The 18,267-nt window shown below is 69.2% G+C and carries 17 protein-coding genes; 5 read left to right on the top strand and 12 right to left on the bottom strand.

What is annotated here, in order from left to right; translation table 11 throughout:
* Positions 1-133 precede the first annotated feature (133 nt).
* From hpnI to E9232_RS22900, 10 genes are all read right to left on the bottom strand, one after another.
* The gene (gene hpnI / locus E9232_RS22945) at positions 134-1,285 is read right to left on the bottom strand and encodes a bacteriohopanetetrol glucosamine biosynthesis glycosyltransferase HpnI (RefSeq protein WP_309797866.1); all 1,152 of its coding nucleotides are present in this window, start codon (positions 1,283-1,285) and stop codon (positions 134-136) included.
* 348 nt (positions 1,286-1,633) lie between these two features.
* Positions 1,634-2,104: a hypothetical protein gene (locus E9232_RS22940; RefSeq protein ID WP_309797865.1), complete on the bottom strand. Its 471-nt coding sequence runs from the start codon at positions 2,102-2,104 to the stop codon at positions 1,634-1,636.
* Positions 2,105-2,205: 101 nt separating this feature from the next.
* On the bottom strand, positions 2,206-2,940 hold the full coding sequence (locus E9232_RS22935; RefSeq protein ID WP_309797863.1) for a lysozyme inhibitor LprI family protein: 735 nt from the start codon (positions 2,938-2,940) through the stop codon (positions 2,206-2,208).
* The gene (locus tag E9232_RS22930) at positions 2,937-3,704 is read right to left on the bottom strand and encodes a lysozyme inhibitor LprI family protein (RefSeq protein WP_309797862.1); all 768 of its coding nucleotides are present in this window, start codon (positions 3,702-3,704) and stop codon (positions 2,937-2,939) included. The genes E9232_RS22935 and E9232_RS22930 overlap by 4 nt, the downstream gene beginning before the upstream one ends.
* Before the next feature lie 28 nt (positions 3,705-3,732).
* Positions 3,733-4,431: a class II aldolase/adducin family protein gene (locus E9232_RS22925; RefSeq protein ID WP_309797860.1), complete on the bottom strand. Its 699-nt coding sequence runs from the start codon at positions 4,429-4,431 to the stop codon at positions 3,733-3,735.
* 49 nt (positions 4,432-4,480) lie between these two features.
* Positions 4,481-5,872 (bottom strand): FGGY-family carbohydrate kinase, encoded by a 1,392-nt coding sequence (locus E9232_RS22920; protein WP_309797859.1) that lies wholly within the window; start codon positions 5,870-5,872, stop codon positions 4,481-4,483.
* A gap of 91 nt (positions 5,873-5,963) precedes the next feature.
* Positions 5,964-7,010 (bottom strand): pseudaminic acid synthase, encoded by a 1,047-nt coding sequence (pseI, locus tag E9232_RS22915; RefSeq protein ID WP_309797857.1) that lies wholly within the window; start codon positions 7,008-7,010, stop codon positions 5,964-5,966.
* A gap of 91 nt (positions 7,011-7,101) precedes the next feature.
* Complete coding sequence (locus E9232_RS22910) at positions 7,102-7,422, bottom strand: DMT family transporter (RefSeq protein ID WP_309797855.1); 321 nt, start codon at positions 7,420-7,422, stop codon at positions 7,102-7,104.
* 30 nt (positions 7,423-7,452) lie between these two features.
* On the bottom strand, positions 7,453-7,773 hold the full coding sequence (sugE, locus tag E9232_RS22905) for a quaternary ammonium compound efflux SMR transporter SugE (protein WP_309797853.1): 321 nt from the start codon (positions 7,771-7,773) through the stop codon (positions 7,453-7,455).
* A 26-nt stretch (positions 7,774-7,799) separates the two neighbouring features.
* The gene (locus E9232_RS22900; protein ID WP_309797851.1) at positions 7,800-8,354 is read right to left on the bottom strand and encodes a TetR/AcrR family transcriptional regulator; all 555 of its coding nucleotides are present in this window, start codon (positions 8,352-8,354) and stop codon (positions 7,800-7,802) included.
* 74 nt (positions 8,355-8,428) lie between these two features.
* On the opposite strand from E9232_RS22900, the gene E9232_RS22895 reads away from it, so the two are divergent.
* From E9232_RS22895 to E9232_RS22875, 5 genes are all read left to right on the top strand, one after another.
* Positions 8,429-9,064, top strand: coding sequence for a hypothetical protein (locus E9232_RS22895; protein ID WP_309797850.1), 636 nt, complete (start codon positions 8,429-8,431; stop codon positions 9,062-9,064).
* Between the two features lie 161 nt (positions 9,065-9,225).
* Positions 9,226-10,215 (top strand): substrate-binding domain-containing protein, encoded by a 990-nt coding sequence (locus E9232_RS22890; protein WP_309797848.1) that lies wholly within the window; start codon positions 9,226-9,228, stop codon positions 10,213-10,215.
* Positions 10,216-10,433: 218 nt separating this feature from the next.
* Positions 10,434-11,924: a sugar ABC transporter ATP-binding protein gene (locus E9232_RS22885; protein ID WP_309797846.1), complete on the top strand. Its 1,491-nt coding sequence runs from the start codon at positions 10,434-10,436 to the stop codon at positions 11,922-11,924.
* Between the two features lie 4 nt (positions 11,925-11,928).
* Positions 11,929-12,969 carry an ABC transporter permease gene (locus tag E9232_RS22880; protein ID WP_309797844.1) on the top strand — a complete coding sequence of 347 codons (1,041 nt, stop codon included), beginning with the start codon at positions 11,929-11,931 and terminating at the stop codon, positions 12,967-12,969.
* Positions 12,956-13,951: an ABC transporter permease gene (locus E9232_RS22875; protein WP_309797843.1), complete on the top strand. Its 996-nt coding sequence runs from the start codon at positions 12,956-12,958 to the stop codon at positions 13,949-13,951. Before E9232_RS22880 ends, E9232_RS22875 begins: the two co-directional genes overlap by 14 nt.
* 123 nt (positions 13,952-14,074) lie before the next feature.
* On the opposite strand, the gene E9232_RS22870 is transcribed toward E9232_RS22875, so the two are convergent.
* Both E9232_RS22870 and E9232_RS22865 read right to left on the bottom strand, forming a co-directional pair.
* Positions 14,075-15,301: a calcium-binding protein gene (locus E9232_RS22870; protein ID WP_309797841.1), complete on the bottom strand. Its 1,227-nt coding sequence runs from the start codon at positions 15,299-15,301 to the stop codon at positions 14,075-14,077.
* A gap of 221 nt (positions 15,302-15,522) precedes the next feature.
* On the bottom strand, positions 15,523-18,063 hold the full coding sequence (locus E9232_RS22865; protein WP_309797839.1) for a beta strand repeat-containing protein: 2,541 nt from the start codon (positions 18,061-18,063) through the stop codon (positions 15,523-15,525).
* Positions 18,064-18,267: the final 204 nt, after the last annotated feature.

The following is an 18,267-nucleotide window of genomic DNA, read 5'->3' as shown; positions in this document are numbered from 1 at the left end:
TTGGCGGCAGGCTACGCAGTCGGCTCACTTTAGGGAATCGCTAAATTTCACGGCAGCCGGCCGGGCGCCAGAAGCGGCCCGGACCGGGCATCGCGGCCGCCGGTCGGCAGGATCTGCAGGAACCAAGGGTGCGTCATCGCGAAGGGGGCCGCCGATCCGTCATCAGGGTGCCGTCGGGAACCAGCCGGTAGAGATGTCCCCGCCAGTTCACGCCATGGCCCAGATAGCTGGTCACGAACACCGCGAAGGACAACAGGTCGCGGGCCGGAATCAGCCAATAGGGATGGCGTGGCAGACCGTAGGCACGTTCCAGCCGCAGGCACAATGCGACACGACCGACCACGGCCAGCCCAGCCAGGGCCAGGGCCGGCAGGCCGCCGCCCAGCGCCGCGGCGACCAGCGCGAGCGGAAAGGCGTGGGTGATGATCGATCCAGCATGGCCGGCCGGGTCGATGCTCTTGATCGTCCGGGCCCAGCGCAACTCATGCGCCCACAGCGCGCCGAGCGAGGCCTCGCTGCAGAGATGGCCGATGGTGAAGGACGGCACGGCGACGCCGAGTCCCTGGGCGCGCACCGCGGCGCCCATGGCATGGTCGTCCGCGAGCTGGTCGGCGAAGGCCTCGGCCCCGCCGATGGCGTCGAAGGTGCCGCGGCCCAGCGCGATGGTCGACCCGAAGCAGGGCTGGGCCAGGCCGCAGCCCAGGCCGGTGACCACGCCGGGCAGGAAATGGGTGTCGATCGCCAGGGCCGACAGCCGCGACCACACCCCGGCGGCGGCAACCCCGTGGTACAGGCAGGTCACCCCGCCGGTGCCCGGCCGCTGCAGCTCGCCCGCCACCCGGCGCAGATAGTCGGGCCCCACCCGCATGTCGCTGTCGGACAGGATGACGGTGTCGTGGCGGATGACCTCCGCCATGTTGGCCAGATTCGACATCTTGGGGTTCGACCCGTGCCGGCGCGGGTCGATCACCAGGGTCAGCTCCTTCAGGGGGAAGGCGTGGCGCAGCCGCTCGACCACCAGGACGGCGGGGTCGCGCACATCGGTGACGCCGAACACCAGCTGGACCGGGCCCGGATAGTCCTGGGCGCAGAACGAGGCCAGGTTCTCGTACAGGCCGGGCTCGGCGCCGTGCAGCGGTTTCAGCAGCGTGATCGAGGGGAAGGCCGCGGCCGGATGGGGCCGGCGCCGGGCATAGCGCCCGACCGCCACCGCGCCGGCCAGGATGTAAAGGCAGCCGAGCAGCGGCAGGAGCAGCAGCAGCGACATGACGAGGCGCGGGATCACGAGCGATCCTCCGCGCCGCCGTCCAGCCAAGGAGCCGGACTGGCGGTGCCAGTCACACCGGCACTCTGCGCCGGGCTGGCAAGGGGTTTCACCCGCATGATTCCGACCGTCGCTGTGCTTGACCGGAATCGGGCCGGGTGAGCCCGTGCGATGACTATCCGTCTTCTGCTATCCGGTGCCGCGGGACCGGATCCGCCGGCCGCGCGGGCATGTGAATCCATACCCGCCAGGACTATCGGCGGGGTGGGGCCATGGATTCAACTTACGGTCTTGTGATCTTCGGCCGGGCGGTCCTGGCCGGGCCTTCGGCGGTGTGGGCGGCCGGGTGTGCTCCGGCCGCCCGCCCCCTCAGCCGCCGGTGGCGACCCTGTAGTCCGGCAGGGCGCCGAGGTCGCCCTTGTAGACGAAGGCCGGATGGCCCTTCTGCAGCACCGGGGTCAGCTGGCTGTAGTCGGCCGCCACCAGCCGGCCGCCGACGCCCAGCGTGCCGCCGATGCGGATGATGGCCAGCAGCACCTGGCCGTTCGGCGCGATCACGAAATCGGCGATCTCGGCGATCGGCCGGTGGGCCGAATCCAGCACGTCGGACTTCACCAGGCGGCTGGCCAACGAGCCGTAGGACGGATCCTGCGGGTTGGCGATGGCCTCGTCGATCGCCTTGGCGGTGTCCTGGTAGCCCTGCTGCACGGTGCGGCCGGCCTTGTCGAGCGCATTGCCGGCCTGATCCAGCAGGTTCTGGACGTCGCTCTGCGCGAATGCCGGTCCGGCCAGGAGGGCGATGGTGGTAAGGGCGGCCAGGGGCAGGCGAATGGAACGCATGGTCTTTTCTCCAGAAGCGCGGAATCGCGAACGCGTCACGAGAAAGGGGCAATCGGCGCGGAAGTTCCGTGAAATCGGTGCGGCGCCGGGCCGTGCGGGGATCAATCGGGGCTGAAGCTGGTGTCCAGCTGGTCGATCCGCTCCATGGTGCGGTCGGCCAGGCAGCGGCTCCGCTGGGCCTCGCCGGCCAGCCGCGCGGCCAGCACGCAGTCGCTTTCGACGAACTGCGCCCATTTGCGCTGCGCCGCCATGAAGGCGTCGCGCCAGCTCTTGGCCGCGGCGTCGTTGACCTCGGACGGCAGGTTCTCCGCCAGCTCGGCGGCGAAGGCCTTCAGCTTGCCGGCATACAGGCGATGCAGGCTCTCGAACGGGTCCTTCGGGTCCAGGGTGCCGTTGTCGTAGTCCGACAGCATCAGCACCGTTTCGGGATCGTGGTTATAGAAGCCGTTGTAGTCGATGCGCAGGCTGACCCCGCGGTCGCCGGTGGCGGTGGAGGGATATGTGACCAGCAGGAAGCTGTCGGTGCTGCGGGTCTCCAGGATGTGATAGGCATAGCGCCCGATCGGCACGCTGTTCTCGACGATGGCCAGGGCGTAACACTCGGTCGTGGTCTGGCCGATCCCGGGCAGGGTGCTGTCGCAGTCGCCTTCGGGGCGCAGCACGTCGATGCCGCTCTCGTCGGTCAGGCGCAGCAGCATGTTGACCTCGGCCGGACCGGTGTCTGCCGGTGCGGCCTTCACCGCCAGGATCTCCACGGTCAGTACCTGTTCCGCCCGGGCCGGCAGGGCTGTCCCCAGCAGGGCGGCCGCCAGCACCAGCAGCCCGGTGCGAATCATGGCGTCGCCCCGGCCACGCTGCGGCGCAGGAGCGTCAGGTGGTTGATGCGGTCGGTGGTGCGCAGCGTCCGGCACCAATCGGCCTCCAGCGGCGTCGGCATCAGCGGGGCCGTGCAATCGGCCTCCTTGGACGCCACCCAGTCCCGCTCGGCCTTGACCAGCAGCGACCGCAGCGCCGGGTCGCCGGTCACCTGCGGGCTGTCGGTCAGCCCGGCATAGAGCGCGTTCAGCCGCCGGTCCTGGAAGGCGTAGAGCGGAGCCCAGGGGTTGTCCGGGTCGGGGAAGGCGTCGCTGGAGAAGCCGGCCATGTCGATCCCCGCCTCGGGATTGTGATTGCGGACCACGTCGTTCCCCAGCGTGAAGGACAGGTCGATGCGCAGGGTGCGGGCATAGCGTGGCTCGACCGGCGTGTGGTAGCGCAGCTGCAGGTAGCCGACCGTGCCGTGGTTGAACAGCTGCTGGTACGACAGGGCGGAGACGGGCTGGCCGTTCTCGGTGGCGACGATCTTGTAGCAGGCGACCTCGGGCGGATCTTCCCCACGGGTGTAGCCAGTGCCGTCGCACTGGTCCGAATCGGCCGGCAGGGCGCTGGGATCCAGCCCGTCACCGGTCACCATCAGCACCAGGCTGACGTCGTTCCGCGCGCTGGTGGTCGCGGCGATCACCTGGACGTCGATCGACGGCGCCGGCGCGTCTGCCGCCGCGGCGACGGCCGGGCCGAACGCGACCAGCCATCCGGCGATCACGGCAAAAGCGCGTCTCATGATGCGGGGCGGATGCGGAAGCGGGGCCTCAGGCGACGTTGCGCGGTCGCGGCGTGTCGTCGACGCCGTCGATGTCAGGCGCCTGGCCGTAGCTCATGCGCCGCATCTGCTCCATCACCCGGGTCATCTCGGCCTCGGTCAGCCGGGGCGGCTCGCCGATCGCCAGGGCGTGGACATACATCTTGGCCAGCACCTCGACCTCGATCGCCCGCCACATCGCACGGGCGAAATTCTCGGCCAGCACGATCAGCCCGTGATGGCCCAGCAGGCAGGCGGTGCGGCCCTCCAGCGCCTCCAGGGCATAGTCCGACAGCTCCTGGGTGCCGAAGCAGGCATAGGGGGCGCAGCGGATGTCGATGCCGCCGGCCACCGCCACCATGTAGTGGAAGCAGGGAATGCCCTTCTCATGCACCGCCAGCGTGGTCGAGAACACCGAATGGGTGTGCAGCACCACATTGGCGTCGGTCCGGTTCTTCAGGATGTCGCGGTGGAAGCGCCATTCCGAGGACGGCATCCGCCGGCCCTCATAGCTGGCGTCGAACGACATCTCGACGATGTCCTCCGGCTGCATCTGGTCGTAGGGCAGGCTGGTCGGGGTGATCAGCATGCCGCCGTCGATGCGGTGCGAGACATTGCCCGAGGTGCCCTGGTTCAGCCCGCTCGAATTCATCTCGCGGCAGATGTCGATGATGCCCTGGCGCAGGGCGAGGTGGCTGGGGGCGGGCATCGGTTTCCTCGGGGCTTGTCGTTGGACGGGCGGCGCTGATACGTCCGATCTATAGCGCCGGACGGCCCGGCGCGCCAGTCAGGGACCTCCAGCGCTCGGCATAGGCGGCGAGGCCGGGCACGGCGAGCGGCGGCGCCGGCAGCAGCGCCACGGTGGCCGGCGGTGCGCCCTGGTGGCGGGCCCACAGCAGCGCCGCGCCGACCGCGCTGCCGTCCGGTGCGGCGGAAACCTCGACCCGATGGCCGGGCCGCAGCGCCGCCAGCAGCGGGGCGAACAGCGGGTTGGCGGCGAAGCCGCCATCGACGATCACCCGGTCCCGGGCGTCCAGCAGGTCCAGCGCCGTGGCGCAGCACAGGGCGGTATACAGCGTGGCCAGGGCCGAACGGGCCGCCGACCCCTGCGGTGGGGGACCCAGGATCTCGCCACGGCCGCCCCGCCCCGGAAACAGCCCGTCGCTGTCGGCGAAACCGGGCAGCGCCAGGGTTCCGGCCGCGACCAGCGCGGCGACATCGGCCGTGGACGCGTCGGCCGGGCCTTCACCGGCGATCCGCTCCCACTCGCGGCCGCCCATATGCAGGGTGCAGCCGATCGGCCGGCCATCGACATCGACATTCGCGACCATGCCGCGGCGGCCGTCCAGCCGGTCCAGCGCCAGCCCCGGCCGGAAGCCGATGATCCAGGTGCCGGTCGACAGCAGCGGCACGTCGCCCAGGCCTGCGGCCAGGAAGCGATGGTAGTTGGCGTTGCTGTCATGCACGCCGCACAGCAGGGCCAGGTCGGTGGGCAGGCCATGGGCGGCGGCCAGGTCGGGCCGGATGGTGCCCAGCACGTCCCAGGCGTTGCGGCGCGGCGGGATCAGCCGGCGCCAGCTGCGCCGGTCGACGATGGCGGTGACGTCGCCGGCCTGCGGGTTCCACAGATGGGTCTGGGCCGCCAGGGTAGTGATCTCGCTGGCCGCCACCCCGCCCAGGCGCCAGGCGAAGTATTGCGGCAGGGCCAGCAGGTGGCGGGCGCGGGCGAAGCCTTCGGGCCAGTCGCGCTCCAGCCACAGCAGCTGCTTGGCCAGGCGCTGCGCCCCGGCGCCGATGGCGCAGCCGGTCTCGGCGAAGCCGGGCGCCTCGGCGGCATAGGCGTCGTGCAGCCAGTCCGGCGCCTCGGTCTCGTAATCCAGCATCGGCAGGGCCGGGCCGGTCTCGTCGACCAGCACGCCGCTCGAGCCGTAGCCGGTGGCGACGAAGGCCGAAAGCCGGTGGCGGCGGGCCAGCTCGCCCAGCGCCCGCAGCAGCCAGGCCTCGATCGCCGCCAGGTCGACCCGCAGATAGGGCGGGCCGGGCAGCGACAGATTGCGGGCGCGGATCGCCTCCAGCACCGCGCCCTCCGGCGTCACCGCCAGCAGCTTCAGATTGGTCTTGCCGACATCGAGGACCGCGACGACGGACATGCGCTTCCTGCCTTGGTGGACCCTGGCATGACGCCGGCCCGCATTCTTCTTTGTCTCCCCTCCCGCAAGGGGAGGGGGAGGCCATTCCTTCTTACCTCACCATCTCCCAGGCCAGCGGCTCGCCGCGGGCGAGGTCGCGGCTGGCGCGGCGGCCCAGCACCTCGGGCTGGTGCTTCGGCGCCAGGCCGTAGCCCGGGCGGATCGACCGGACATTGTCCTCGGTCAGCGTCTCGCCGGCCTTGACGTCGCGGGTGACGTAGAGCGAGCGGCGGAAGACGATGTTGCCGGCCTCCGACCCCTTGAGGTCGTAGCGCACCCGGCCCAGCGCCGCCCAGGCGGATTTGCAGTCCTCGACCAGCCGGGTGAACTCCTCGGGCTCCAGCGAGAAGGCCGAATCCGGGCCGCCATCGGCGCGCGCCAGGGTGAAGTGCTTCTCGATCACCGACCCGCCCAGCGCGATCGCGGTGACCGAGGCGGCGGTGCCCATGGTGTGGTCGGACAGGCCGCTGATCACGTCGAAGGTCTGCGACAGGTTCGGCATGGTGCGGAGGTTGGCGTCCTCCATCGGCGCGGGGTACGAGCTGATGCAGTGCAGCACCACCAGCTGGTTGGCGCCGCCGCGGCGGGCCGCCGCGATCACCTCATGGATCTCCGCCAGGTTGGCCAGGCCGGTGGAGATGATCATCGGCTTGCCCTTGCTGGCGATGTACTCGACCAGGGGCAGGTCGACCACTTCGAAGGACGCGACCTTGTAGGCCGGGGCGCCCAGCCCCTCCAGCAGGTCGACGGCGGTCTTGTCGAAGGGGGTGGAGAAGATGGTGATGCCCAGCTCGCGCGCCTTGGCGAACAGCGCGTCATGCCATTCCCAGGGGGTCGAGGCCTCCTGGTACAGATCGTACAGCAGCCGCCCGTCCCACAGCCCGCCCTTGATCCGGAACTGGTCGCTGTCATGGTTCAGGGTGATGGTGTCGGCGGTGTAGGTCTGCAGCTTCACCGCGTCGGCGCCGGTCGCCTTCGCCGCCTCCATCATCTTCAGCGCCCGGGCCAGCTCGCCATTGTGGTTGCCGGACAGCTCGCAGATGACGTAGGGCGGATGGTCGGGGCCGATCTTGCGGCCGGCAATGGAAATCTCCTGCATCCTTCGGAATCCTCGAGCGCTAACACGGGCCTGAAACGGCGCCAGTTGAGCCCAGGCGGCGGAACAAATCCAGCCCCTTCCTCTGGGGTCCTCAATGGGCGCCGCCCAGGTTCAGCCCGACGATGCCGGCGATGACCAGGGCGACCGAGACCAGCTTCAGCATGGTCAGCGCCTCCTCGAACCACAGCACGCCGATGACCACGGTCAGGCCGGTGCCGATGCCGGCCCAGACCGCGTAGGCGATGCTCAGCTCCATCCGCTTGAGGGTCAGGGTCAGCAGGCCGAAGGCGGCGGCGTAGAACACGAAGATCAGCACCGACGGCAGCGGATTGCGGAACCCGTCCGACAGCTTCATGCAGACGGTGCCGGCGACCTCGAAGCCGATCGCGGCGAGCAGGAGAACCCAGGTCATGGCAGTGGACTCGCGGCGACGGATTGGGGGTTAGTGGGGCGTGACAAGCTTCAGGCCGACGATGCCGGCGACGATCAGGCCGATGCAGGCGAGGCGGGCGGGGTCGCCGGATTCGCCGAACAGGTAGATGCCCAGGATCGCGGTGCCGACCGCGCCGACGCCGGTCCAGATGGCATAGGCGGTGCCCAGCGGCAGGGTCTTCAGCGCCACGCCCAGCAGCACCAGGCTGACGATCATGGCCGCGGCGGTGCCCAGGCTGGGCCACAGCCGGCTGAAGCCCTCGGTGTATTTCAGGCCGATGGCCCAGCCCACTTCGAACAGGCCGGCGATGATCAGGATCACCCAAGCCATGATGTGTCGCTCCTCGATATGAAAGATCAGGCGTCGCCGGGCCGTGTCATCGCCCGCAACCGCTGCAGCAGCGCCGCGCGGTCGGATTCGCCGACGGCGCGGATGCCGAAGACCTCGTTCAGCCACAGCCCGTCCGCGGCCAGCCGGATGATGGCGGACAGCACCGGGTCGATGCCGTCCGCCTTCTGCTGCTCGACCCAGCCGGCGTATTGCGTGGCGTAGGGCGCCAGCAGGGCGGGGTCGTTGCCCAGCGCCGCGATCAGCGCCGCCTCGCGCGCCGCGTCCTTGTCGTCCTCGGTTCCCGGCGGCGGGAAGGCGGCGTCGAGATAGGCGCGGGTCCAGGTGCCCGGCCGGCCGTCATTGGCGCAGAGGCGGTCCATCCGCTCCTGCATGCAGGTGCCGATCCGGGCGATCATGGCGCGGATCAGCGCTTCCTTGCTGTCGAAATGGTAGATCAGCCCGCCCTTGCTCAGCCCCGCGGCCTCGGCCACCGCGTCCAGCGTGAGGGCCGAGACGCCGCGCTCCAGCACCACCAGCTCGGCGGCGCTCAGGATCCGGGTCTTGGTGTCGGGCTTGCTCATGGCGATCACTATACCGACTGGTCGGTATAGTGACAATCTCTGGTGCGGCATGGCCGCCATGCCATGATCCAGGCATGACTCGCTGCAACCGCGTCACGCCCTTCGGCGAGATCGTCGCCGACCCCGCTCGCGGCGCCATGCTGGGCAACCGCGGCGTGCTGCACGATGCCGACGGGCGCATCCGCCGGCCGTGGTCGACCACGCGCTGGATCTGCTGCCGGCTGCAGTTCAAGGGGCGCTGGCGCCAGGTGATGACGCCGAATCGCTGGACCCATCTGTTCTTCCTGGACGAGGCGGTGGCGATCGCCGCCGGCCACCGCCCCTGCGCCGAATGCCGGCGCGAGGCCTACAACGCCTGGCGCGCCGCCTGGGCCCGGGCCGAAGGCCTGGCGGCTCTGCCCTCGGCCGAGGCGATGGACCGGGTGATGCATCCCGCCCGGATCGATCCCGCCACCCGCCGCCAGCGCACCGTGTCGCACCCGATCGCGACCCTGCCGGATGCGGCGATAGTGGCGCTGCCCGACGACCCCGGCGGTGCCTGGCTGGTGCTCGGTGGCACGCTGCGGCGCTGGGACATGGCGGGCTATGGCGCCGCCCGGCCCCGCCCCGCCTCCGGCCGGGTCGGGCTGCTGACGCCGCTGCCCAGCGTCGCCGTGCTCGCCGCCGGCTATCGGCCCGAGCTGCACCCGTCGCTGCGCGCAGCCCCTTGACTTCAAACGTTCTTCGCCTCGAACATTTGTCGGATCAAAACCGCCGGAAGGCGGCCTTGACCATTCCGAGGGTTTGACGCAAACGTTTGCCACGCGATGCATCGCCACCGGGCGCAAGACCCAGCGGCGGCGACAAGAACGCAACAGAGGGAGGCCAAGACATGACCCGGAATTTCCTGAAATACGCCCTGCCGGCGGCCGCGATGCTGCTGGCCGGCGCCGCCTTCGCCGCCGACAAGCCCGAGGTGGTGACGGTGGTGAAGATCGCCGGCATCCCCTGGTTCAACGCGGTCGAGCAGGGCATCCAGAAGGGCGGTGAGGAGTTCGGCCTGAACGCCTCGATGGTCGGCCCCAACACCGTCGACCCGGCGCAGCAGGTCAAACTGGTCGAGGATTTGATCGCCCGCAAGGTCGATGCCATCGGCCTGATCCCGCTGGACATCAACGTGATGGAGCCGGTGCTGCAGCGCGCCGCCGCGGCCGGCATCCCGATCATCACCCATGAGGCGCCGGAGCAGAAGACCAAGACCTGGAACATCGAGCTGATCGATTCGAAGGAGTTCGGCGAGGTCCAGATGGAGCGGCTGGCCCAGTCGATGGGCGGCGAGGGCGAATACATCGTCATGGTCGGCACCCTGACCACGCCGCTGCACAACCTGTGGGCCGATTCGGCGATCGCCTATCAGAAGGCGAAGTACCCGAAGATGAAGCTGGCCACCGAGCGCTTCCCGGGCGCCGACGAGGTCGACAGCTCCTACAAGGTGGCGATGGACGCCATCACCGCCTATCCGAACCTGAAGGGCATCATCGGCTTCGGCTCGAACGGCCCGATCGGCGCCGGCAACGCGGTGCGCGAGCGTGGCATGCAGGGCAAGGTGTTCGTCACCGGCACCTGCCTGCCCAGCCCGGGCCGGGCGCTGATCACCGATGGGGTGGTGCAGGAATGCTTCCTGTGGAACCCGATCGACGCCGGTTACGCCATGATGGCGGTGGCCAAGCTGGTACTCGACAAGAAGCCGATCACCGACGGCATGGAGATTCCGGGCGTCGGCAAGGTCGCGGTGGATGCGGCGACGCACAACATCCGCGCCAACCTGATCCTGCACATCAACAAGGACTCGGTGGACAAGCTGGTCGACGCCGGGCTGTGAGGCCGAATCGGCCCCGGCCCTGGCTCCGTCACTCCCCCTCCCCTTGCGGGAGGGGGTAGGGGGAGGGGGTTCGGGCCGTTGAAGCCCGATCTCCGATCCGTCGAACAGGCTGATCAAGGCGGCGACCAAAGGCCGGCGCCGCTGCTCCGGAAACAACCCCCTCCCCCTACCCCCTCCCGCGAGGGGAGGGGGAGGCCATAGAGGGGGCCCCGCCCCGCATGACGGATCTGTTCCTCGACCTCCAGGGCATCGGCAAGCGCTTCGGCGGCGTGCATGCCCTGCGCGAGGTCGATTTCGATCTCGCCGCCGGCGAGGTGCATTGCCTGGTCGGCGAGAACGGCTGCGGCAAGAGCACCCTGATCAAGGTCATCGCCGGGGTGCTGGCGCCCGAGCCGGGCGGCCGCATCGCCATCGGCGGCGAGGCGACCACGCATCTGAACCCGGTCGAATCGGTCCGCCGCGGCATCCAGGTGATCTATCAGGACCTGTCGCTGTTCCCGAACCTGACCGTGGCCGAGAACATCGGCATCGGCCACCATGTCGGCCGTTCCTTCGGCCCGGCGCGCTGGGCCGCGATCCGCGACTCGGCGCGTGGCGCGATGGCGCGGATCGGCGTGCGGCTCGACCCCGACGCCCTGGTCGGCACCCTCAACATCGCCAGCCGCCAACTGGTCGCGATCTGCCGGGCACTGGCCGCCGACGCGAAGCTGGTGATCATGGACGAGCCGACGGCGTCGCTGACCCGGACCGAGGTCGACGCCCTGCTGCGCCTGGTGCTCGACCTCAAGGCGCATGGCATCTCGACCCTGTTCGTCAGCCACCGCCTGGACGAGGTGATGGAAATCGCCGACCGGGTCACGGTGATGCGCGACGGCCGCAAGGTCGGCACCTGGCCGGCGGCGGAGATCGATGCCGGGCGCATGGCGTTCCTGATGACCGGCAAGGAATTCCACTACGACGTGCTGGACCCGGGCGCGACCCGGGCCGAGCCGGTGCTCGAAGTGGCCGGCCTCGGCAAGGCGGGGGAATTCGCCGATATCGGCTTCACCGTGCATCGCGGCGAGATCCTGGGCATCACCGGGCTGCTCGGCTCCGGCCGCACCGAGATGGCGCTGTCGCTGTTCGGCATGAACCCGGCCGATGCCGGCGAGGTCAGGATCGAAGGCCGGCCGGTGCGCACCGGGTCGCCGAAGCAGGCGATCCGCCAGGGCATCGCCTATGTCTCCGAGGACCGGCTGACGCTGGGCCTGGTGCTGCCGCAGTCGATCGCGCGCAACGCCACCGTCACCATCCTCGACCGGCTGACCTCGGCCTTCGGGCTGATCCGGCGCCGGGCGGCGAACGACCAGGTCCAGGGTGCCATCCGGTCGCTCAACATCAAGGTGTCGGACCCGGAGAACGCGGTGCGTACCCTGTCGGGCGGCAACCAGCAGCGCGTGGTGCTGGCGAAATGGATCGCGACCCAGCCCAAGGTGCTGATCCTCGACAGCCCGACCGTCGGTGTCGACATCGCCAACAAGGACGGGATCTACGAGGTGGTGAAGCGGCTGGCGGCCGAGGGCATGGCCGTGATCATGATCTCCGACGAGATCCCCGAGGTGCTGTACCACTGCCACCGCATCCTGGTGATGCGGCAGGGGCGGATCGCCGGCGAGTTCCGGCCGCACCAGACCACGGAGGCCGAGCTGAGGCAGAGCGTCAATGGATAGCGCCGTGACCTTGTCTGAAGGCCGCAGCCCGCTGCTCGGACGCCTGCTGCGGCGCACCGAGTTCTATCTCGTGGTGGTGATCCTGGCGGCGGTGGTCGGGCTGGGCGTGGCCACGCCGAACTTCCTGACGCTGTCGAACTTCTCCAACCTCGCCAACTCCTACGCTGTCACCGGCGTGCTGGCGGCGGGGCTGCTGGTGGTGCTGATCTCCGGCAACATCGACATCTCGTTCGCCGCCACCACCATGGTGGCGCAGTACCTGGCGGCGCTGTTCGCGCTCTACGTCGTGGGCAAGCCGGGGCTCGGCGTGCCGGTGCTGGACTGGGCGATCGTCTTCGCCGTGGCCATGGCGGTCGGGCTGGGGCTCGGCCTGGTCAACGCCGTCATCGTCTCGAAGTTCAGGGCGTCGTCGATCATCGTCACCATCGCGACGATGAACCTGTTCTTCGGGCTGCTGATGTTCTTCTCCCGCGGCAAGCAGATCTTCAACCTGCCGCCGTACTTCTTCAAAGGCATCCTGTTCCAGCTGCCGCTGCCGGATGGCGGGTCGTTCCGCTTCACCATCCAGATGCTGGCGCTGGTGCTGTCGCTGCTGGCGACCTGGGCGCTGCTGAACCAGACCGCGATCGGCCGCCAGATCTACGCCCTGGGCGGCAATCCGGAGGCGGCGAAGCGGCTCGGCTTCGGCGTGTTCCGGCTGCATCTCTTCGTGTTCGGCTATCTCGGCGTGATGGCCGGGGTCGCCGCCATCATCCACGCCCAGCTGCAGCAGCAGGTGGCGCCGAACGTGCTGGTGGGGCGCGAGCTCGACGTGCTCGCTGCCGTGGTGCTGGGCGGCGCCAGCCTGCTCGGTGGGGTCGGCACCGTGCTGGGCACCGTGCTCGGCATCGCGCTGCTCGCCATCCTGCAGAACGGGCTGATCATGATCGGCGTGTCCTCCTACTGGACCCAGGTCTGCACCGGCCTGGTGATCCTGGTGAGCGTTTGCATCACCGCGCTGAGCGACCGCATGAAGACCAGGAGGAAGAGCCGTGGCGTCGTCTGAGACCAGCGTCCGCCCGAAGCTGCGCATCGACCCGGTTCTCACCGGGCTGTCGGTCCTGCTGGTCGCCGTGGTCCTGGTGTTCTCGCTGATGGTCGGCGACCGCTTCCTGTCCGCCGCCAACCTGCAGTCGATCGCCTTCCAGCTGCCGGAGCTCGGCGTGCTGGCGCTGGCAATGATGATCACCCTGGTCTGCGGCGGGCTGAACCTGTCTGTCATCTCCACCGCCAACTGCGCGGCCCTGGTGATGGGGTGGATCATGACTCAATATGGCGGCATCGATGCCGGGCTGGGGGGCATCCTGCTCGCCATCCTGGCCGGGCTGGTGGTGGCCTCGATCTGCGGCGCCATCAACGGCGTGATCATCGCCTATTGCGGCGTGTCGCCGATCCTGGCGACTCTGGGCACCATGATCCTGTTCAAGGGCCTGGCCATCGGCTTCACCCGCGGCAACGTCATCGGCGGGTTCCCGGACGGAATCCTGTTCCTCGGCAACGGCATGGTCGGGCCGGTGCCGATGCCGCTCTTCGTCTTCATCCTGTGCGCCCTGCCGGTGGCGCTGCTGCTGAACCGCACGCCCTTCGGCGTGAACCTGTACCTGATCGGGTCGAACGAGCAGGCGACCCGGTTCTCCGGCGTCGACACCCGGCGGATGCTGCTGTGGACCTACACCCTGTCCGGCCTGCTGTGCGGCGTCGCCGGGCTGGTGCTGATGGCGCGGTTCAACTCGGCCAATGCCAGCTACGGCGAAAGCTACCTGCTGGTCACCATCCTGGCGGCGGTGCTGGGCGGCACCGACCCGTTCGGCGGCTTCGGCAAGGTCGGCGGGCTGGTGCTGGCGCTGGTCATCCTCCAGGCCATCTCCAGCGGCTTCAACCTGCTCGGCTTCAGCACCCATCTGACGTTGGCCATCTGGGGCGGCATCCTGCTGCTGGTGATGGCGGTCGGCTACCTCCGCGCCCGGCTGACCCACCAGTCGGCCTGACCTGGGGTCAGAGCCCGCTCGGGCATGGCCGAGATCCGGCCCCACAGCGCTGAGGCGCCAACGAACTAGGTCGCTGTGGCGCACGGGCATGCTGGCTGGGGCGGCGAGGCCCGCCCCGCCCCGCTAGAGCACGAAGTCGCCGGCGGCGAGGGTGATCGACCCGGTCAGGTTGATGCTGAAATCCGCGACGCCGTCGCCGTTGACGTCGCCGCTGACCGTGGTGACCCCGCCGGCCACGCTTTCGTGCAACTCGCCGGCATGGTGGGTGAAGGCGGCGCTGCCGATGAAGTGGAAGGCCTGGTCGCCGGCCACCGTGGTGACGGCGTCGATGCCCGCCAGGTCGATACGGTCGCCCTGGGCGTGGCTGAAATCGGTGATCAGGTCGGCCCCGGCGCCGACCGGGCTCTGGCCGATGCTGCCATAGGTGAAGCGGTCGGCCCCGGCGCCACCGATCAGCGTGTCCTTGCCCGCCAGGCCCGTCAGCACGTCATTGCCGGCGCCGCCGACCAGCCCGTCATTGCCGCTGGACCCGATCAGCGAGTCGTTGCCGCTGCCGCCATAGACATTCTCGATCCCGGTCAGCGTATCGCCCTGGGCGGTGCCGCCGGCGCCTGTGCCGGTGCTCAGGTTGATCGCCACACCGGCCGTGTTCTCGGAGTAGAGCGCGGAATCGGTGCCGGCACCGCCGTCGAGATGGTCCGCCCCGGCGCCACCGCGCAGCGTGTCTGCACCGTCGCCGCCCAGCAGGCTATCATTGCCGTCCTGGCCTTCGAGGCGGTCCTGCCCGGCACCGCCGTTCAGCGCATCCGCATCGACACCGCCCAGCAGGATGTCATTGCCGTCCTGGCCGTTGAGGCCGTCCATCCCGGCGCCGCCGCTCAACGTATCGTCGCCGGCGCCGCCGTCGAACTGGTTGCCGGCATCGGACCCGAAGTTGGAGGCCGTGATCGTGTCGTTGAACTTGGTTCCGATCACGTTCTCGATGAGGGACAGCTGGTCTCCCGCGGCCCCGCCCCCATACACGTTGAAGGCGAGATCGATCGACACGCCTTCCGTGCTGACGGCATAGGTGACGGTGTCGATGCCATTGCCACCGGTCAACTGATCGGCCCCGTCTCCACCGGCCAGGAGGTCGTTGCCATCGCCGCCGTCCAACCTGTCATCGCCATTGCCGCCGGCCATCCAATCGGCACCGGCTCCGCCGATGATCAGATCGTTGCCTTCGCCGCCATCCAGAAGGTCGTCCCCGCCGGCGCCGAACAGCGAATCGTCGCCGCCCTGACCAACAATGAAGTCAGGATCGTCGGTGCCGGTGATGGAATTGCTGCCGTCGTCTCCGGTGATATTCATTTTCTACCTCGTTGTGGTTGGGGTATTGTTTTGTTTCTGGCCTCTATATTTTGGAAATATTCGCGGAAAAGCTAGCTCCACGCACATCTCTTGCCAGGCGATGATATTTTGCCGAGGGCGACAATCTGTAGCTGCTGATCCAATCTCGATGCAGCTTCGGCATTTGAGTACCCAGACGTCAGCGGCTTGTCGGGCACCTCGGGGCGGGGTGGCCTACCCCGCTAGAGCACGAAATCGCCGGTCCCGAGGGTGATACCGCCGGTCAGGGTGATGCTGAAGTCGGCGACGCCGTCGCCATTGACGTCGCCGCTGACCGTGGCGACGCCGCCGGCCACCGCCTCGCGCAGCTCGCCGGCATGGTGGGTGAAGGCGCCCGAGCCGATGAAGCTGAACGCCTGGTCGCCGGCCGCCGCCGTGTTGGCGTCGACGGCCGCGAGGTCGATGCGATCGCCCTGGACATGGCTGAAATCGGTGATCAGGTCGGCCCCGGCGCCGACCGGACTCTGGCCGATGCTGCCATAGGTGAAGCGGTCGGCCCCGGCCCCGCCGATCAGGGTGTCCTTGCCCCCCATCCCGACCAGGACGTCGTTGCCGGCACCGCCGACCAGCCCGTCATTGGCGTTGGATCCGATCAGCGCATCGTTGCCGCTGCCGCCATAGACATTCTCGATACCAGTCAGCGTGTCGCCCTGGGCGGTGCCGCCGGCGCCCGTGCCGGTGCCGAGATTGATCGCCACGCCGGTCGTGTTCTCCGAGTAGATCGCGGAATCGATGCCGGCGCCGCCGTCGAGATGGTCCGCCCCGGCGCCGCCGCGGAGCACATCATTGCCATTCCCGCCGGACAGGACGTTGCTGACGCTGCTGCCCTCAAGGGTGTCGTTGCCCTGGCTGCCGATCAGGCTTTCGATCGCGGTCAGGCTATCGCCCTGGGCCTCACCGCCGGAGCCGGTACCGGTGGCCAGGCTCACCGTCACACCGGCCATGCCGTGCCCGTAATCGGCGGTGTCGATCCCGGCGCTGCCGTCGAGATGATCCGCCCCCACGCCGCCACGCAGCACATCATTGCCACCGAGGCCCGACAGGGTGTTCGCCCCGGCATCGCCTTCGAGCGTGTCGTTGCCCTGGCTGCCGTCGAGATTCTCGATATTGATCAGGACATCGCCCTGCGCATCGCCGCCACTGGTGATCCCGGAAATGAGGCTGACCGAGACGCCCGTGGTGCTGGTGGAGTAGCTGGCCAGGTCGACCCCGTCGCCGCCGTCGAGCCGATCCGCCCCGGCACCGCCGCGGAGCACGTCGTTGCCGTTGTTGCCGAGCAGGATGTTGTCGGCACTGTTGCCGTCGAATGTGTCGTTGCCCTGGCTGCCGTCGAGATTTTCGATCGCCGTCAGGGTGTCGCCCTGGGCCTCGCCGCCGCTGCCGATTCCGGTGGCGAGGTTCACCGTCACGCCGAGCAGGCCGTTGGAATACTCGGCTAGGTCGCTGCCGGCGCCGCCGTTCAGCGCATCGGCGCCGCCGGCACCGGTCAGGACGTCATCGCCGTTGCCCCCGTCGAGCCGGTCATTCCCGTCCTCTCCGGCAAGGTCGTCGCTGCCGTCGCCGCCCGAGAGCGTGTCGTTGCCGCCCCGTCCGCTGAGTGCGTCGTCGCCGCCGTTGCCGAAGAGGGCATCGGCGCCGCTGCTGCCGATGACGATGTCGATGCCGGACCCGGCGTTGTAGGTCAGGCTCTCGATGCCGATCGCATGCAGGCCATCGGGGGCGTCCCTGTCGTTGACGGAGAAGATGCCCCCGACCGTCGAAGCGACCCGGTTGACGACAAGAGTGTCGAAACCGTCGCCGCCGTCGACCACCGCTGCCCCCATATTGATCACGATGGCATCGTCGCCGCTGCCCCCGGTGATCTGATCGTCCCCGTTGCCCCCGATGAGATTGTCGTTGCCGTCGTCCCCTTCGAGCTGATCGTTTCCATCACCCCCGACAAGGGTGTCGTCGCCGTTCCGCCCCAGCAGACGGTCGTCGCCCCCGGCCCCCGTCAGGATGTTGTCGACGGCCGACCCGACCAATATGTCGCCGCTCTGCGAGCCGATGAAGTTCTCGATGTCGCCGCCGACCGTGTCGCCTTGGGCATCGCCCTGGAAACCGGCGGCGCCGATCGCAACATCCACCCCGATGGCGCTGTTGGAGTAGTCGACCGTGTCGTTGCCGGCGCCGCCGCTCAGCACGTCTCCCCCGGCGCCGCCGACGAGCGTGTCGTCGCCGTTGCCCCCGTCGAGCAGGTCATCCCCGTTCTCCCCTGCGAGGACGTCATTGCCGTCCAGCCCCTGCAAATGATCGTTGCCGTCGAAGCCATCGAAGGTGTTGGCGCCGGCCGAGCCGACCAGCGTATCGGCGAATGCGGTGCCAGCGAGGTTCTCGATGTCGGCACCGATCCTGTCACCTTGGGCTTCGCCGCCGACACCGGTGCCGCCGATCGTGGCGACCACCCCGACCGTGCTGAAGATGTAGGCGGCCGTGTCGATGCCGGCGCCGCCGTTCAGCACGTCCGCCCCGTCGCCGCCGACGAGGGTGTCGTCCCCGGCGTCGCCGGAGATGGTGTCGTTGCCGAGATCGCCGACGATCAGGTCGCCGCCGTCGCCGCCGAAGAGCGCGTCGTTACCGCCACCCCCGGTGAGCTGGTCGAGGCCGCCATTGCCGTGGATGACGTCGGCCTGGTCGGTGCCCGTGAGCATGTCGTCGTTGATGGTGCCGTTGATGGTCGTCATGATCGATCCGCTTGCGGGATGGTGGACGGAACGGGACAGTGCGCCGCTGCAGCACGAAGACGCCGGTCCCGAGGGTGACGCGGCGGCTAAGCGCGATGTGGAAGTCCGACACGCCATCGCCGACGAGGTCGTCGGTTGCGGTGGTGCGCGTCGCGCTGGTGAAGGCGAAGCGGAGCACGCCTGCAGGGTGGGTGGAGGTCCCGA

The sequence above is a fragment of the Inquilinus ginsengisoli genome (genome assembly GCF_031453975.1).
GTDB lineage: Bacteria > Pseudomonadota > Alphaproteobacteria > DSM-16000 > Inquilinaceae > Inquilinus > Inquilinus ginsengisoli_A.
Note: the sequence above shows the minus strand (reverse complement) of the source record. Positions and strands in the feature narration are given on the sequence as shown.

Excerpts from the sequence above, each read along its gene's own strand:
- E9232_RS22900 (WP_309797851.1), bottom strand. The coding sequence starts at position 8,354 with ATGAGCAAGCCCGACACCAAGACCCGGATCCTGAGCGCCGCCGAGCTG.
- E9232_RS22935 (WP_309797863.1), bottom strand. The coding sequence starts at position 2,940 with ATGATTCGCACCGGGCTGCTGGTGCTGGCGGCCGCCCTGCTGGGGACA.
- E9232_RS22920 (WP_309797859.1), bottom strand. The coding sequence starts at position 5,872 with ATGTCCGTCGTCGCGGTCCTCGATGTCGGCAAGACCAATCTGAAGCTG.
- E9232_RS22895 (WP_309797850.1), top strand. The coding sequence starts at position 8,429 with ATGACTCGCTGCAACCGCGTCACGCCCTTCGGCGAGATCGTCGCCGAC.
- pseI (WP_309797857.1), bottom strand. The coding sequence starts at position 7,010 with ATGCAGGAGATTTCCATTGCCGGCCGCAAGATCGGCCCCGACCATCCG.
- E9232_RS22870 (WP_309797841.1), bottom strand. The coding sequence starts at position 15,301 with ATGAATATCACCGGAGACGACGGCAGCAATTCCATCACCGGCACCGAC.
- E9232_RS22865 (WP_309797839.1), bottom strand. The coding sequence starts at position 18,063 with ATGACGACCATCAACGGCACCATCAACGACGACATGCTCACGGGCACC.
- E9232_RS22930 (WP_309797862.1), bottom strand. The coding sequence starts at position 3,704 with ATGAGACGCGCTTTTGCCGTGATCGCCGGATGGCTGGTCGCGTTCGGC.
- E9232_RS22890 (WP_309797848.1), top strand. The coding sequence starts at position 9,226 with ATGACCCGGAATTTCCTGAAATACGCCCTGCCGGCGGCCGCGATGCTG.
- E9232_RS22885 (WP_309797846.1), top strand. The coding sequence starts at position 10,434 with ATGACGGATCTGTTCCTCGACCTCCAGGGCATCGGCAAGCGCTTCGGC.
- E9232_RS22940 (WP_309797865.1), bottom strand. The coding sequence starts at position 2,104 with ATGCGTTCCATTCGCCTGCCCCTGGCCGCCCTTACCACCATCGCCCTC.
- sugE (WP_309797853.1), bottom strand. The coding sequence starts at position 7,773 with ATGGCTTGGGTGATCCTGATCATCGCCGGCCTGTTCGAAGTGGGCTGG.
- E9232_RS22910 (WP_309797855.1), bottom strand. The coding sequence starts at position 7,422 with ATGACCTGGGTTCTCCTGCTCGCCGCGATCGGCTTCGAGGTCGCCGGC.
- E9232_RS22925 (WP_309797860.1), bottom strand. The coding sequence starts at position 4,431 with ATGCCCGCCCCCAGCCACCTCGCCCTGCGCCAGGGCATCATCGACATC.